Genomic DNA, 17,784 nt, shown 5'->3' on the forward strand with positions numbered 1-17,784 from the left:
TATACAAAGATATTCAATATGTCCAGTTTATTAGTTAAAAAACTGGACATATTTCAATAAGTCTTGATAACTTTAGTTGCAGTATTGCTTAGTGCATTCGTAACCTAGCTGTTCCATTCTTTCTTCCGAAACATTACTAAACGGTCAACAGGTCAAGTTTTTTGCGCAAAAAACTTGACATTTAAAGTAAAGATATTTCCCAATCTTATTTGATGGCTGTCCCGTTAAAGTCAACATATATTGACAATAGCTTATTTGACGCTTGTTTGATACGAATAGTATAAGAACTTTCGCATTACAATTCCATGTTCCTATGGAAGTTGAAAAACCTACGGTTTTCCAACTTCCTAAGCACCGCGCATAAACGAATGGAGTGCAAAAAAACGCTCCAAGCAGTTATCTTGCCTATGCACAGTTAGCTCTACAACGACCCAAATTATAATCACTAATTTATTGCTATTTTTACTCCAATTGCGAAGTAACAATAATAGCCTTGGAATCGGAAAATAAAGAACATATTCAATTGTTTAAGTCCCTATTCAGAGGAAGGGATGATGTTTTTGCCATTCGATGGGAGAAAGGAAACAAAAGTGGCTATATGCCCGCCTACTTTTACGACCCCTACCGATATAGGCTACATAAAACCAATGGGGGAACATTTAAGGATTTTACCGAAAAATCTTTTTTGCCTTTAAACTACAATCAAGTTTTTAAACATTTAGAAGGCGAACATTTGATTGGAGTTTACCCTTTGCTAAAAGACAATACCTCCTGGTTTATAGCCGCGGATTTTGATAAGGAAAACTGGCAACAGGAATGCAAAAATTTTATCTCAGTTTGTGAGTCCAACAATATACAGGCATATTTAGAGCGTTCCCGTTCTGGAAACGGCGGACATGTTTGGATATTTTTTGAAACACCCTATCCCGCTAAAAAAAGTAGATTAGTTTTTAAACAGTTGCTCGAAGAAAGTGGAACCTTTTCCATATTCGATAAGACTTCAAGTTTTGATAGGTTGTTCCCCAATCAGGATTTTCTTACGGGAAAGGGTTTGGGCAACCTTATAGCCCTGCCATTGTATAAACCGAACGTAGAGGAAGGCAATAGTTGTTTTATCGACCCCAACACGCTTGTTCCTTATGAGAATCAATGGAGTTTATTAAAGAAAATCAAAAAGATAAAAACCGCCGAACTTGATGAATTGTATCGTTCAATCGTTAAAAACGATGCGGACGAATTGGAAAACTCTTTTTCCGGCGATACACTTGTCATCCGTTTGGATAACGAAATCCGAATCAATAAGACCGGGTTGACCACGCCATTGGTTAATTTTATAAAGGATACATTCAACGTGGCCAATCCCGACTATTTCATAAAGAAAAAGATAGGAAGAACAACGTGGAGTACCGATAGATATTTCAATCTTGTTTCCGAATCGAAAAATGAAGTTCTTCTTCCGAGAGGGGCTGTTGGACAATTACTGCGATTTTGTAACAAACAAAAAATTGATTTCGAATTTGAGGATAAAAGAAAAAAATCCAATGACACACATTTTACTTTCGGCACAGAACTGCTGGAGCATCAGAAAACCGTTCTTTCTGCTGTTTCCAAAAAAGATTTTGGCGTAATTACCGCACCTCCCGGATCTGGAAAAACAATAATTGGACTAAAAATAATTGCTAATAAATGCCAACCAGCATTAATAGTCGTACACAGAAAGCAGCTTTTGGACCAATGGATAGAACGTATAGAAGCTTTCTTGAAAATACCCAAAAGTGCAATTGGGAAAATAGGACAGGGAAAAGCAAAAATAGGAAAGCAAATTACAATAGCAATGATCCAAAGTTTGTCCAAAAAAATAGACACTCCTGAAATACTCGAGAAATTTAAAACCATAATCATCGATGAATGTCATCACATTCCCGCCCAATCCTATGCTTCCACTATTTCCAAACTTCGCCCCTATTTCCAGTATGGTCTAACTGCCACCCCTTTCAGAAAAAATAGCGACGGTAAACTGATTTTCGCCTATTTGGGCGAACTTATAACAGACATCAAGCCGCAGGACATAGAAACCTATAAGAAGGCACGGATTATCGTAAGGAATACAAACTTGGAAGTTCCCTATAATTCAAAAACGGATACGTTCGAAACCTTGTCAAAAGTTCTGGTACATGATTCCGATCGAAACAAAAGAATAGTTGACGATATTACTTCAGAAGTGAATACAGGCAAACATGTGGTCGTAATCACAGAACGAAAAGAACATATTACCACACTATATCAGTTTTTAAAACAAAAATTCGAGGTTATTGCATTAAGCGGAGAAGATTCCGAAAGTGAAAGAAATTTAAAATGGAAAATCCTTAACAAAGGAAATTATCAAATTTTAATTACCACAGGACAGTACTTTGGAGAAGGCACCGATCTGCAAAATGCGAGCTGTCTTTTTTTGGTATATCCCTTTTCTTTTAAAGGAAAACTGATCCAATATATTGGAAGGGTACAACGTTCCGAAATCGCCCCATTGATTTATGATTACAGGGATCATAAGATTGAATATCTTAATCGCCTTTTTCTCAAAAGAAACACCTATTACCGAAATCTGGACAGACAGGCTACCTTATTTGACGATACCCCCGACGCCATTCCCAAGACACAAGCAAGTAGTTCAATGGCGGCAACTATAAAAGTACCTATCGAGCAGCTCTATTTCCGTTTCGGTACAATTGCATTTACCCACAAAAGTTCCAAGCTACAAAAAGAATTAGAATTCGAGATTGAGAATGATTATATACGTCCAGAGTTTGAGGTGCTTAAGCCGTATTTTGTTAAAGTAATGGATTCCAAAACCGTAGAAATAACAGTTTCCGCTGAATTTGAAAACAATGTTTTAGTTGCACAATTGGCAACTTCCAGAGACTTGGAAAGGATAAACCGTGAAGTCTTGGAAAGTGTAAGATTCAGGCTCTTAGAGAAAAGTTTTTTTAGTAAAAAATCAAACTCTGAGGATGAATCCGATATTGTAAAGGATAAAGAAAGACTACAAGCACTTTATCCATCGGAAAAAGAATTGTTGGAGGAAGTCCTTTCAAAGAGAAGTGTAAAACATTTTCGCCAGCTTCGCTTTCTGGCCGACAATCATGCACACGCGATTTTAAAGCTTCGATTTGTGCTTCAACCATTTTCCTTTGTTTTCTTGTTGTTGGGCAATCACCAATTCCATGTGATTTTGGAAACTTTGGATACTGAAGAAGCGACTTACATTTGGCATTTCAACAAAAATAACCCATCCTTTAAGGAACATCTAGCTTCTGTCGATTCGGCTTTGAATACAATTAAAAATCAGGGCAGGCAGTTTTATTTGGAATCTCAACCCGTAAACTTTAGCCGAATTATCCACGATTATTCTAATGATAGTAAGGGTTTTATTCAATGGAGGGATGCGTTAGAAGAAAAACTTTACTAAAGCCTATTTGGACAAATTGTATATTTTGAGATGGATTATAAATCTAACCTTTTACCTTAGGAAGAACCGACAGGGCATTTCCAACAGTAAAAATCCAAATAAAAATATAAATAAAATAATTGCAAAATGTCCAAATAATTATTAATTTGCATCAATTATAATAATATTGGTGCGATATGGGGGTAATTAGAAAATCAATAACTTTTACAGAGCAACAGGATGAATGGATTAAGAAGCAGATTGAAAAAGGCGACTTCACCAACGATAGTGAATATATAAGACATTTGGTCAGAACCCATCAGTCCACTCAACAAGACCTAATAGCACTTGAAATGGCGCTTGATGAGGGCTTAGCAAGTGGTGTAAGCGATAAAAGTGTCGATGATATCTGGAAGGATGCCGAATTGAAATATGCCAAAAAGAATGGCTAAATACCTTCTTAGTAAAAGTGCAGAATCTGACCTTGAAAAAATTGCGGAATATACCATTGAAAATTTTGGAGTTAACCAAGCTCGTGTTTATAAGAATGGTCTTATTACCTGTTTTCAAGAATTGACCGACAGGCCAGAAATGGGAAGGTTCTACCTGCATGGGAATGAAACCTTGCTACTTCGATACCGGTATAAATCGCATGTAATCTTTTATAACAGGATTAATAATGGAATTTTCATAATCCGCGTTTTAGGCGAAAGAATGGATTTTATCAGACATTTATAAAATTCAATCAAACGTTAGAACTCTATATCTCTCCCCCTACCCTAAACTATCAACTATAGAGGTCTCTTAAAGAAGTTTAATATATTATTAAACCTTAACGTTACAAGTTATCAACTTTAGTTTGTATACGCTATCAAGTGCGACAATTCGAGGAAGAAAAAGAAGTAGCCTTCCAGGAGGGAAAAGCAGCTGTTTCAACGGAGTTGAATGATTTTTCAAGGAACACCCAGAAGTTTACAAGGGATTTCTTATATGGATGGAAAAAGAGAAAGAGCCAAATCCAAAGTAAGTAAGGCCCTATCCGATTTTTGCTATACGCCTGCCTGACGGCAAGGCAGGCTTATCTGCCCGAATACAACAAAAATCGGACAGGATCCAAGCACAAAGTTCTTGGGTAAGATTTGGGGGGTTAAGATAGGTAATAACATTTATTGGAAATAAATATCCATAAATGTAATTTATATAGTATCTTTACGTTTAAATTGAAAATTATATCAAGTGCATGTTATTTCATTTAAAAAACTAAGAGAGTATTTTTCGAAAGAAACTAATGCTAAAGTAGCACTGCAAGATTGGTATAAAAAGACAAACAAGGCTGAATGGGATAGTTTTGCCGATTTAAAGAACACTTTCAATTCAGCTGATAGCGTGGGAAACGGGAGGTTCGTTTTTAACGTCAAGGGAAACCATTACCGAGTTGTTGCCATCGTACGATTTAAGTTCAAGATGGTATTAATCCGGTGGGTTGGCAATCACCGGGATTACGACAAAATAAAGAATATAGATAAGCTATAAAGAAATGGGAAAATTAATTGCACACGAAGCATATGTAAAAGCAAATCTTCGCTTAGAAGAGTTGATAGACGTTGTGGATGATACTATGTCAGCTGATAACCCTTTAGCAAAAGAGTTTTTGGAGATTACTGATATTATCGAACAATACGAAGAAATCCATTTCCCCATCGGCTTGCCTACCTTACAGGAAATGATTGAACTACGTATGTTTGAAATGGGACTTAAAAGAAAGGATTTAGCAACTCTCTTAGATACAAGCGCCTCCAGAATAAGTGACTACTTAAACGGGAAAAGAGAGATTACTTTGAACGTTGCAAAAGCCTTACATCAAAAATTAAATATTGATAGTGATATAATACTTCAATAGTTGCCAATTGTATTGCATGAGCCGATTACGACATTTAATCGGCTCATATGGCATTATTCTATATTTATTACTTAATCTTCTGATTTCCATAAGACCTTAAAAATAAGGCGAGTATGACTTTTAGTTGATATCAAAAAATGTAGTTTTGTACCTCATGTGTACCTCGAAGCTTGGGAACCCCTGTAAAATATGGGTTCGTTACTTTCTGTATCGGGAAGTAAAGCCCAAATACCGATCGTCTGCCAAGGTTGACCCTCAACTGTAGGCAAAACGCTGTGAAGTTATATACTTTACAGCATTACCTAGTTTTATCCGTGTATCCTTTCCTCTTTTTCGTAATTTTTATTACTTCAACTTCATTTTTGCCAAGCTCCTGTAAGCGTTTGTCCAAATCTATATTTTGACGTATTTGTGGGCAAAGCCAATAAAAGGGGTGTAATAACCTACTTCGATAAGCATTAAATCATGGTGTTCAGAATTAAGTGCAATATAATGGCCGCCTTAGTCGCGGCCTCTTGTTTATACAATACATGATCTGTTAGAATTTCTATTATTTTTTTCAACAATATTAAAGCAACGCGGGGCTATTACCAATGTTAAATGGACCGTGGGCCAATGTTTTGGTAAAAATAGTAAACAACCTCGGGGCAAGCCCGCCTGAACGGGTACGAGCAGGCCAGTCTGCCGACAAAGGCAGGCCCACGAGGCTTTGAAAGGTCATTCAGGTTTGCTTTCGACGCCCGCTTGAATGGATACGGGCAGGCCCGCCTCAACGCAACGGGCAGGCAGGCAGGCAGGTTTAAATCTCGATTATCGAGTAAAAGAATTCAATAAATCCGAACTCTCTACAAATTGTACTTATTGTGAAGGTTTATTTGTGATACGCAATTTTTACTACCTACCTTGAAAGTTTAAATAGTTGAGAAAAAGCGTAATTACATATGGGTCTATTAAATAAAATTTTAGGTAACGCCAGTGAGGTCTCATCCGAAAAACTCAACCAAAAATACGCTAGGTTACTTATCAACGATGAGCAGATAGAACTCGGATTTACCTTGTTCAGGAATGTATTTATGTCCACCAATAAAAGGTTGATTTTAGTGAATATTCAGGGTCTTAAGAGAAGTAAAATAGAATATAAATCTCTGCCCTATAAAAACATCTCGCGCTGTTCCTTGGAAATATCTGGCACATTCGATTTGGACGCAGAGCTAAAGATTTGGATCTCCAGTGAGGATACACCTAGTGTAAGTAAGAAATTCAATAAAAGCATAGATGTGTACGAAGTACAAAAATATTTAGCCAGTAAAGTAATGTAAACTATTGCTATTAAAGCCTTAATAAAGTAACACTGTCTTTACCATATAAGTGGTTTATCATCAATGATTTAAGGCTTTCCTGATTAGAACGGTTTTTGTTTTTCAATACTTCATTAAGGTGACCTCATCCCTTTGATAATGGCCGTGATGGATTTTTTTACTAACTTATGCAATAGTCACCCAAGTTGGGAATAATCAATCCAAGACGCTATATATTTTTAGGAGGTATTCCCACAAAGGCACAACCCTTATGATTCCTGTGGACATAAATGGAAAATGGATTAATAACTAAAATTAAGAGGAACATTATTGATAAAATAAATGTGATACAAAACACATGAATTTCCAGAATCACTTTAAGAAAATTCTGATATATGCCATTTATCAGATACCTATGTACCTTATACCTGTTCTAGGGTTTGTCAGAACATGGATAATGAAAATGATTTAAAGCAAATAATTGGGTATCCACTTAATGGTATTGAGCTTCGTCTGGACGGGATTGTGGATGAAGAATTTTGGACTACTATTCCGGCTAATGGCAATTTCTTAATGCAAGAACCCAAAGAAGGGGCTAAACCAACAGAGCAAACGGAAATACGAATTGCCTTTGATAGCCAAAATATTTATATCGCAGTGGTTTGTTATGATAGTAGTCCGTCCGATATAAAGACTTTTCAAAAGAAAAGGGACGCATCCCTAGAGACAGATGATCGTTTCAGATGGATTTTTGATACATTTATGGACAAGCGAAGTGCCTATTTTTTCGAAATAAATCCCTTGGGATTACGCGGAGATGGTCTCATTTCTTCTGGCCAGGGTCAAACCTTGAACAAAGACTGGGATGGTATATGGAATGCATGGACTTATATAGGCGATTTCGGTTGGTCTGCAGAAATCAAAATCCCTTTTCGCAGCATAAACTTTGATCCGAAAAGCGATGTTTGGGGAATTAATTTTCAAAGAACCATACGTCGTAAAAACGAAGAACAATTATGGACAGGTCATCGCCGTAATCAGGGATTGTTACGACCGCAGAATGCCGGTATTATTACAGGGCTTGTTGGTCATTCGCAGGGATTGGGTTTGGAATTTATCCCTTATGGCATTACCCAGTCCAGCAAAGTATATGATGAGGAGAAGGCTGAGTACAGCAGTACTTCTTCTGCCGACCTGGGGTTTGATATTAACTACAATATTACATCCCAATTGAAAGCATCTATAACCTACAATACCGATTTTGCACAGACCGAGGTAGACAATCGACAAATAAATCTTACTCGTTTTCCTTTGCGATTCCCAGAGAAAAGAGATTTTTTTCTTGAGGGATCCTCAATTTTGGAATTTGCGCCATCAAGTAATGTAGACCCTTATTTTAGTCGCAGAATCGGACTGGTGAACGGGATACCTATTCCTATTAAGTATGGAGGTCGTCTTATAGGAAATATAGGCAAGAGCAACATTGCACTATTGCATGTACGTACAGGAAGGGAAGGAGAACTGAATCCAGAAAATTTTTCAGTGGCCAGATATAGAAGAAATTTTTGGAAGGAGAGTTCTATCGGCCTAATATATACCCATAGAAGCACCGAAGACGATATATTATTTGGTAACCCAATTCAAGATAGAAAAACATGGGGTACCGATCTAAACTTAAGTACTTCAGAATTTCTAGGAGATAACACACTACAGTTCTCAGCCTTTTTTATTGCGCACAACCCCGCTTTACCCTCTGATGATTCCACCTCAATATCTGATAGAGCAGTCCGGGGCTTTCGTTTTAATTTTCCCAACCAACCCTGGTCTGCTTGGGTTTCATATAGGGAATTTGGAGATGAGTATGATCCAGCAATCGGGTTTAACCAACGTAACGGTTTTAAAAGGTTGCAACCGGCAATTAACTATGCTCCCCTATTTGAAAAGAGTCTGTTTATAAGAGAAATAGAATGGGGCGTTTACTATGAGTATCTCACTTCATTGGAAAATAAACTTCTTACCGAAAATCTTCGGTTTAACTTGGGAACGATCAGATTTGAATCTGGTGATAATTTAGGTGTTGAAGTCTCTAGGGGCTTTGAATTTCTTAGTGAAGACTTTGATATTCTTGGTGACAGTACAGTTATTGTAGCTCCAGGGAAATACGTTAATTGGGGTTACGAATTGCAGGCATCTTCTGCATCCTTTCGCAAGGTATCCGGATCAATTGGTTATGAAGCCGGAGGATTTTGGACCGGAAATATTAGAAGGCTGGTTATGGGCCTAACCATTCGTCCGGCACTTGGCATTAATCTAAGCGGTGGGTACACGCATGCCCAAGTAATTGCCGAAAACAGTGGATTTAGCACTAATTTATTCCAGATAGATCTTGGCCTTGATTTTACACCCGATATTTCACTTTCGTCTAACATTCAATTTGATGATATAAGCGATATTCTGGGGACCAACACCCGTTTTAGATGGATAATTACCCCTGGTACCGACATTTTTTTTGTGTATAACCACAATTGGCTAAACGACCCAACAATGCATAGAAGTCTTTTTACAACACAACAGGGAGCGGCGATGAAGGCGGTTTACACCTATCGTTTTTAGGTAGGTAATAGTTATAAAGACCGTTGAGAATCAAATAACCAAGACTTTTATATTCTTAGGGAAAAACTTGGATGAAAGTACAAAATGCTATTGTATATATTTTTTGATCGGAAAACGAAAGGAGGGGTATAAGGACCGTCTGTCGTAATTGTATTTCATTAAATATTGCTAATTTTCCATTACTATCGCCCCGTTTTGCATTTCATTTTAAGTCTAAACTCCTAATCATGGATACAAAATTTTGTCTTCAACAAACAAAAAAAAGGAACAATAGTTTCCCATTGTTCCTTTTGCAACTAAACTAACTCAACTCAAACTTTTAGGTATATAGCTATTTTATATTCCCGTATTCTGGATTTTCTATTGGTTTTTTGGTTTTTAAATCTTTATTTATAATACTAAGTTCTGCCTTCAACTCCGCCAACTTTTCCTTATTGCTTTGAGCCAAATCATTTCTTTCAGAAATATCAGATTCTAGGTTATATAATTCATATACATCTTTCTCAAAAAAATAGACCAGTTTCCAGTTCCCTTTCCTTAAGGCCTGTCCGGGTGTCCAGCCACTGCCGTGGTAATGGGGATAATCCCATAACAAAACATCATGAAGTTCTTCCTGCTGGCCTTCCATTAATCCGGTTAGACTTAATCCATCCTTATGTAGTTCTGGTTTCAACGATATACCTAAAACATCCAAAATAGTTGGAAACAGATCCATACTAATTACTGGATTATTAATTGTTGAGTGTTTATTCACGCCTGGTTCTCTAATAATCAAAGGCACCCGTATGCCTCCTTCATAGGCCCAGCCTTTTCCGGCTCTTAATGGCCTAACACTCGTTGGAGCTATTCTATTGTTCATTAGTGTAGATAGTCCCCCATTATCTGAAGTAAAAATGACCAAAGTATCATCCATTAAGTTTAGATTTTCCAATCTATCCAAAAGCCTACCGACATTATGATCCAAGGCATAAACCATTGAAGCATACTCAGGATTATACTGATTTAATAAAGTCTGACCAGAACCCTCAGCTTCCAATATAGCAATACTGTCATGCAGCATTTTTTGCTTTACCTGAAATTTCCCCAAATATCTCTTGCAGGCCTGTATAGGTGTATGAACGGTATAATAGGATAAATACAGTAAAAAAGGATTATCCTCATTGCTTTCAAGAAAACGAATGGACTCATCGGTAAGTCTATCAGTAAGATATTCACCCTCTTCCCCATCAGTCAATTTCGGATTATTATATGGGGAATAATAGCCTCGTGGAGGACTTCCTTTATGATGGCCCCCTTTGTTAATATCAAACCCTTGATCTTCTGGCAAAGAATTAGTATCTCCAAGATGCCACTTTCCTGCAAAAAATGTTTTGTACCCTTCTTCCTTAAGAGTTTCAGCAAAAGTGACTTCTTCTAATGGCAGTTCATGTAAGTCTTCAGGGCCTGTAAGCGGCATGGTTTTGGGATCATTACCTGGTATCCAATCTGTAATTCCGATCCTAGATGGGTATCTGCCGGTCAATATTGCCGCCCTAGTTGGAGAACATACAGGATTTGGAGTGTAAGCGCTAGTAAAAACATGTCCCTGGGCAGCAAGACGATCTATATTTGGTGTCTCATAAAAAGTGCTGCCGTAACAAGCCAAATCTTTCCAGCCTAAATCATCAACCAGAATAAAAACCACGTTTTTTTTATTTTTAAAATCTTGATTTTCATTAGGAGGATTTTCCTTCGCTCTTTTACAACTAACAATTGCACTTATAAACAACAAAAAAAAGGTTAAAATCTTCATTTAATGTCTAATTTAGATGGTTAGGGAAATTTTAGTAGACTTTAATCTTGGGTTATTTTGCTTCCCCACCAGTCATTATTAGGTTCAAAATCCTTTGATAAAAAATTCATTCGCTCAGCTTCTAAAGCAGGTAACTTCTCTTTAACAATGTTCTGATGCCTTTTTGCGGCAAGTTTCATATCAAATTCAGGATCTTTTGTTGGCATATTGGCTCCAACGTTCTCAAGCCAATCAACAAGTTTTTTGCTAAGTTTTTCTGCTATTTCAGGGTTTTCAGTAATGACATTGGATTGCTCGCCAGCATCTGAAGCTAGGTTGTACAACTCCTCTCTTCCATCTTCCCAATAATGGATTAGCTTCCAATCATTCTCCCTAATAATCGATGAAGGATTGCCTCCTTGATTACCATAATGTGGGTAGTGCCAGAACAGAGGTCTTTGAATATCCATTTTTTCACCTTCTAAAATAGGCTTAAGGCTAATACCGTCTATATGTTGCTCTGGCAGCAAATTTACATTCGCCAAATCTAAAAGTGTTGGGTAGAAATCAGTTCCTGTTACTGGAAAACTACTCTGTGACCCGCCATTCTTCAACCATGGTACCTTTATAAAATAAGGTTCACGAATACCTCCCTCCCATTGATATCCTTTCCCTCCTCGTAATGGAAGGTTCGAAGTAGAGAAGGCATCACCAGATGCAACACCACCGTTGTCCGAAGTAAAGACTACTATAGTATTTTCTTCAAGTCCAGCTTCCTTTAACGCCTGAAGCACAACTCCAACTGCGTCGTCCATACTTTCAACTAGTCCGGCATATATAGGGTTATCCTGGACTTGTCTGACAGGTAAAACACGTTCCATTTTATATCCATCCTTCGCTATACCTTTATCCTCGGCTTTATCTCTATATTTCTGCCATTTTTCACTTGTTGTTTGTATAGGACCATGCACAGCATAAAACGATAGAAAAGCAAAAAAGGCAGAATCCTTGTGTTGTTTAATAAAATTCGCTGTTTCCTTGCCCAAACGCATAGTCAAGTTTTCACCTTTAACTATGTTGGGTAATTTGGGGTTGTCCCAAGGCGAAAAATAACCGCCCATTGGACTGCCTTTATCCCAACCCCCCTTATTGATTTCAAATCCATGATCCTCTGGATATGATCCTTCCCCACCTAAATGCCATTTTCCTGCAAAAAAAGTTTTGTAACCAGCTGCCTTCATTGCTTCAGCTATGGTAACGTCATTTTCCGGAAGGTTATGTACATATTCTGCTGGAAGTAATTTATCATGCCTATTATGTTTGCGCCAGGCAGTACCCGAAGCCGCGCCAATCCAATCTGTAATACCATGACGAGCTGTAAATTTACCGGTCATGATGCTGGCCCTGGAAGGACTACAGACCCTACTGGCAGCATAACCCTGTTCGAAAACCATGCCTTCTTCTGCTATACGATCCACATTAGGAGTCTCATAAAATTTACTTCCAGTAATGCTCAAATCGTGTAGCCCTAGGTCATCGACAAGAATAAATACAATATTTGGTTTTTTCTCGACCTCTTCGACTCTCTTATTGTTCTCCCTACAAGACAATAATACAAGTGTAAAAATTACCAAGCCAATTAATTTAGAATGTTTCATTTTGAAGTGATGTTTTGTTTAATACAAATTCATTTTGGTGCACTTACCCCCTACCTACTTTAAGATGAAAAACCATGGAGCCAACCATGGTTTTTCAAATCTTTGCATAGTTATAAATTAGAAATCAATATCCAGGATTCTGGGTAATACTACCCTCTGAAATTTCCCGTTCCCTAGCAGGAACAGGCAACAACACATGATGATCTTGAATGTTTGCCGCTGGCGTTCCTAGATGAGGGTCTGAAGCATTTCTTATGGTCTCAACAAAAATCCCCCATCTCAGCAAATCATACTTACGATGGCCTTCAAACCCAAGTTCCGTGGCACGTTCCTTTCGCAAAGCTTCTCGGAACGAAGTTTGATCTAAACCGCTTAAAGGCGGTAGGCCTGCTCTTTCCCTTACTTGGTTTATAAAAGGGTACGCATTTGTAGGTCCATTTAACTCGTTTTCCGCCTCGGCACGCATTAAAAGCACATCTGAATATCTGATCAGGTAGGTGTTTTGACTACCATTGTTACTTTTTGGAGCATCTCCGTCCGCATTAAGATATTTACCCGTGACCGGGCCCGCACCTGGCGTTCTTGGCGACTCAAGCACGTTACCATTTAATTCTGTAACGTAACTTATTTCTTTTCTTACATCTCCATCTTCAAACATGTTCAGGTAGTCAGTGGTAGGCAACATGTTTTCCCAGCCACCGCCTACAGCATTGGTAGCACCAACTATTTCCGTATCTCTAGAGCCTACCCAGCTTTGCTTAAAATCGTTACGTTCATCCTGTTGAAATTGTATATCAAAAACATTTTCGTTCACCAAAACTCCGTTTTTATCTGGCATAAGAACATACTCCGCGTTTTGTCCCCAAAGGCTATTATAGTCCGCCACTAATCCAAACATACCAGAAGCAATTACTTGCTGTGCTCTGGTATTAGCTTCCAACCATTCATTCTGAGTAAGATGTACTTTGGCCAGTAGTGCGGTAGCTGACCACTTAGTTGCTCTTCCCATTTCTGCACCTACATACTCGTTGGGCAAGACAGATTGCGCCTCACTAAGATCTTGTTCTATTAAATCATAAACTTCCTCCACTGTATTTCTGGTTATACCTACCAACTCATCTGTATTGGTTATTACTTCCTTTAGTAAAGGAACATCCCCATAAACCCTTACTAGCTCAAAATAATAAAACGCTCTTAAAAATTTAGCTTCAGCAATTAAGCGCTCTTTTAAATAGTCATCATTCATTGCTACATCCGGTACGAACTGTATTACTGTATTTGCAAGAGCAATACCTTGATAATTTGATTGCCACATAGCTGTGGCATCGCCATTATTATCATTTAGGTCCAAAAACCAAGAAACAGGTCGCATATTGTGTTGGCCTTGAAAGGCGATGTCACTTGGAGTAAAGGCATAATAAAAGGAAATAATATTACTATGCAACGCCGTGTAAGCTGCTGTAGTTGCTGCTAGAGCATCTTGTTCAGTAGCCGGAAAGCTTCCCGGAACCAAAAAATCTATGGGCTTTTCAGTGATGATATCCTCACAAGATTGCAACGCTGCCCCCAATATTAGTGTAAATAGAATTATTTTTTTCATATCTCTAATTTTTTTTAAAATGTCAAACTTAAACCTAGTGTAACGGACCTCACAGACGGGTCTTGCGCCTGATCGTATCCTCTTCGCGCGTTTTCGTTTCCTCTGTTAATTTCTGGATCATATCCACTATAATTGTCGAACAACAATAAATTGGTTCCACTAACATAAACTTTAGCATTTTGAAAAATGGGCATCAAACTTGTTGGAATATTATACCCTAAACTTATGTTGCGCAATCGGAGAAAAGAACCATCCTCTATTATTCCCGTCTCAGGAACAACCTCCGTCCTAAAAACACCTCTTACTGATGGAATATTACTCTCGGTATTGTCAGGTGTCCAACGATTGGCAAACATGCCACTTACGTTGTTATCGAAAGCGGTATTTATTCGGGAATCGGTTTCATTAAAAATATCATTCCCCAATACAAATGACCAATACATTGAAAACTCCAATCCTTTATAAGTGAAAGTATTATTCATACCTCCAAAAATCTCTGGATGTGGATTACCAATAATTGTCTGATCAAAAGCATCTATTACCCCATCCGGTGTACCGTCCGGGCCACTGATATCTTCAAATCGTTTTCCACCAGGAAAAACTCCTCTACCAGAAACACCTGCGTCATCAATTTCCGCCTGTGAATTCCAAATACCATTACGAATATACCCGTAGAAGGAACCTATAGGCTCTCCTTCTTTTATAACTGCAGATGGCTGATTTAAAACCCCTCCAAATCTATTTATCAATAACTCACCATCTTCATCAGGGATGGATATAACCTCATTCTTGTTGGTAGATATATTAAAACTCGTATCCCATCTAAAATCATTCTTATCAATATTAATTGAATTCACAAATAGTTCGAATCCTTGATTTTCTATAGACCCAAAATTGGTCGGAATTACAGCGTTGGGCACTCCTGCCAGCCATAAAATTTCTTCGTCGGTAAACAAATCATTGGTTTCCTTATGGTAATAGTCCAATGTAACTTGTAATCGATCATTAAAAAAAGAAGTATCGATACCCAAATCCAATTGATCGGTAGTCTCAAATTTTAATTGATCATTACCCAATCGATTTAATCCAATTCCGTTAGTAATATCACCACTATTACCAAAAAGATAAGTAAAACCTGCTCCTAATCTTGCTAAGGAAGTACCTCCAGAAGCTGGATTACCCAATCGGCCATAACTAGCTCTGAATTTAAGATCATCAAACAAACCTAAGCTTTCTATAAATTCCTCACGACCAGCGTTCCACGCAACTGCGACTGATGGAAAAGTACCCCATTTACTGTCTTTTGCAAAATTGGAAGATCCATCAACCCTTCCATTCAAGGTAACTCTATACTTACCTTTATAGCCATAATTTAATCTAAACAAATAGGATTCTACCCCAAACTCATTGGAGTAGGAACCCGCTCCCGTTCTATCCGACCCAGATCCCAAATTATTATATGCAAAATAATCTGTAGTAAAACCCCTAACTTGCACCGAGTTTCCTGAATTGAATATCCGCTGCCTTGTATAGCCAAAAAGCCCATCCAGATCGTGATCGCCAAAGGATGTGTTATATGATAATGTTTGCTCTACCAGAACACTTAAATACTCTGAATTGGAAATGTTTGCGGTACCCCTGTCATTAATTTGCCCAAACAATGTTGAAGGAGCATAATTCTCGCTTTTGTCGAGAGACAAATCCGTACCAAAATTAAACTTATATTTTAAATTCTTTATTGGCTCAAGTTCGGCATAAACAGTACCTAATATCCTAGACCTAGTATTTAAATTGATATTTTTGGCAGAGTCACCCACAGGGTTTTCCGCATTTAATTCGGCACTCGCTGTTTGGATGGTGTATTCTCCATTTTCATCAAATACTGGCAGTGTAGGAAACCAACCAGCAATATTAATAATATTACTGCTTCTTGGTACGCTAGTACTTCGTGAAAGGGTAACCGAATTCCCAATTTTAAGCACGTCATTAATTTGATAATCCCCATTTAAACGAAGTTGGTATCTTTTTAGATTACTATCCCTAAAGATTCCATCTTGATCGAAATAATTCCCAGAAACAAAATATTGTGCTTTTTCATTGCCACCAGAAGCGGACAAGGTATGACTAGTCATTGGCGCTCCATGGTTATATACCTCTTCTTGCCAGTTAGTTCCCTCTCCTAAAGAAGCAGGATCCGGATAGGCCACAATACCTTGTACTTCGTTTTGCCAAGCTGCAAATTCAGAGGCATTTAGTACATCGATAAAACGTGTTGGAGATTGAAAGGTGGTATAGGCATCATATGTAAACCTTGATTGCCCTGCCTTTCCCCTTTTGGTTGTAATCAATACAACACCAGCAGATCCTCTTGAACCATATAGTGCTGTAGCAGAAGCATCTTTTAATACTTCAACAGATTCAATGTCCAGCACATTAATATCTGACGAATTACCAGCTCCAATTAAACCATCAATTACAAATAAAGGCGAACTGTTTCCCGAAATGGAGTTGGTCCCCCGAATTCTAATCGATGCGGCCGCTCCAGGCTGTGAAGAGGTTGGTGTAATCTGTACCCCAGAAACCTTTCCTCTCAAAGCATCATCCAAACGTACCGAAGGGGTCGCATTTATTTCCGCAGTCTTTATTGAAGATACTGCGCCTGTCAAATCCGATTTCTTCACAGTTCCATATGCTACTACTACCACTTCATCTAATCCAGAAGCACTTTCCTCTAGTGTAATGTTAATATTATTTTGACCATTAACTAATACTTCCTTGGTTGAAAATCCGATATATGAAACTTCTAATATGACATTTCCATCATCAACAGAAATTGAAAAGTTACCATCGAAATCTGTTTGAGTACCATTGGTAGTACCTTTTTCAACAATACTTGCCCCGGGCAGCGGAGTGCCATCTTGATCGGTAACGACTCCGGCTACCTGAAATTGTTCGGCTTTTAAAAGTTTATCTGGTATAAGGGCCTGGATTGGGGAGGTTAAATTTAATTTCTTCCTACTCAAAATGATTTGCTTGTTCAGTACCTCAAAAGTAACATCGGTATTTTCAAATAATTTTGATAGAATAACAGCAATCTTCTTATTCTCGACCTTTATGGTTATTTTCCTATTAAGATCTACATCTTTCCTGTTCAGCAAAAATTTAAATTCCGACGCAGCTTCTATTTTATGGATAATTGTTTCCAAAGGAGCATTGGAAATATCCAAGGTGATTTTTTTGCTTTGTGAATAGGTATTTGCTTGAATTTGGAACAAGGAAACAATGGTTAACAGTACCGTGAGTTTCATTTTTAAGCTTAGTTTAAAAAGGCATAGCCCATATGCCTCTGAATTTAAGAGTTTTTTCATAATTTTGGTTTGTTAATTGATTTAAATTCGTTTAAATCATTTTGTACTAAATCGGGGAATGTGTCCGCATTTTCCGATTTTTACGTTAAAATGATTCTGTGGTTGGTTTAATTAAGAGTGTCTATTCA

11 protein-coding genes are annotated in these 17,784 nt (G+C 37.8%); 7 read left to right on the forward strand and 4 right to left on the reverse strand.

Annotated features, from left to right (window positions below; genetic code table 11):
• Window positions 1-493 precede the first annotated feature (493 nt).
• From MWU84_RS12585 to MWU84_RS12615, 7 genes are all read left to right on the forward strand, one after another.
• The gene (locus tag MWU84_RS12585) at window positions 494-3,469 is read left to right on the forward strand and encodes a DEAD/DEAH box helicase (RefSeq protein ID WP_246901832.1); all 2,976 of its coding nucleotides are present in this window, start codon (window positions 494-496) and stop codon (window positions 3,467-3,469) included.
• A gap of 176 nt (window positions 3,470-3,645) precedes the next feature.
• A complete protein-coding gene (locus tag MWU84_RS12590; protein WP_103442907.1) occupies window positions 3,646-3,900 on the forward strand; it encodes a type II toxin-antitoxin system ParD family antitoxin in 255 nt (84 codons plus the stop codon).
• Entirely contained in the window at window positions 3,893-4,186 is a 294-nt protein-coding gene (locus MWU84_RS12595) for a type II toxin-antitoxin system RelE/ParE family toxin (protein ID WP_157943859.1), read from the forward strand. The genes MWU84_RS12590 and MWU84_RS12595 overlap by 8 nt, the downstream gene beginning before the upstream one ends.
• Window positions 4,187-4,684: 498 nt before the next feature.
• Window positions 4,685-4,981: a type II toxin-antitoxin system HigB family toxin gene (locus MWU84_RS12600; protein WP_246901833.1), complete on the forward strand. Its 297-nt coding sequence runs from the start codon at window positions 4,685-4,687 to the stop codon at window positions 4,979-4,981.
• A gap of 4 nt (window positions 4,982-4,985) precedes the next feature.
• Window positions 4,986-5,348: a helix-turn-helix domain-containing protein gene (locus MWU84_RS12605; RefSeq protein ID WP_246901834.1), complete on the forward strand. Its 363-nt coding sequence runs from the start codon at window positions 4,986-4,988 to the stop codon at window positions 5,346-5,348.
• A gap of 941 nt (window positions 5,349-6,289) precedes the next feature.
• Window positions 6,290-6,667 carry a PH domain-containing protein gene (locus tag MWU84_RS12610; RefSeq protein WP_246901835.1) on the forward strand — a complete coding sequence of 126 codons (378 nt, stop codon included), beginning with the start codon at window positions 6,290-6,292 and terminating at the stop codon, window positions 6,665-6,667.
• A 429-nt stretch (window positions 6,668-7,096) separates the two neighbouring features.
• Window positions 7,097-9,259, forward strand: coding sequence for a DUF5916 domain-containing protein (locus MWU84_RS12615; RefSeq protein WP_246901836.1), 2,163 nt, complete (start codon window positions 7,097-7,099; stop codon window positions 9,257-9,259).
• A gap of 331 nt (window positions 9,260-9,590) precedes the next feature.
• Here MWU84_RS12615 and MWU84_RS12620 read toward each other — a convergent pair whose 3' ends face one another.
• From MWU84_RS12620 to MWU84_RS12635, 4 genes are all read right to left on the reverse strand, one after another.
• Window positions 9,591-11,051: a sulfatase gene (locus MWU84_RS12620; protein ID WP_246901837.1), complete on the reverse strand. Its 1,461-nt coding sequence runs from the start codon at window positions 11,049-11,051 to the stop codon at window positions 9,591-9,593.
• Between the two features lie 41 nt (window positions 11,052-11,092).
• On the reverse strand, window positions 11,093-12,688 hold the full coding sequence (locus MWU84_RS12625) for a sulfatase (RefSeq protein WP_246901838.1): 1,596 nt from the start codon (window positions 12,686-12,688) through the stop codon (window positions 11,093-11,095).
• 124 nt (window positions 12,689-12,812) lie between these two features.
• On the reverse strand, window positions 12,813-14,288 hold the full coding sequence (locus MWU84_RS12630; RefSeq protein WP_246901839.1) for a RagB/SusD family nutrient uptake outer membrane protein: 1,476 nt from the start codon (window positions 14,286-14,288) through the stop codon (window positions 12,813-12,815).
• A gap of 14 nt (window positions 14,289-14,302) precedes the next feature.
• The gene (locus tag MWU84_RS12635; RefSeq protein WP_246901840.1) at window positions 14,303-17,656 is read right to left on the reverse strand and encodes a TonB-dependent receptor; all 3,354 of its coding nucleotides are present in this window, start codon (window positions 17,654-17,656) and stop codon (window positions 14,303-14,305) included.
• Window positions 17,657-17,784 lie beyond the last annotated feature (128 nt).

The organism is Arenibacter sp. F20364, from assembly GCF_023015905.1.
In the GTDB taxonomy this organism is placed as follows: Bacteria; Bacteroidota; Bacteroidia; order Flavobacteriales; family Flavobacteriaceae; genus Arenibacter.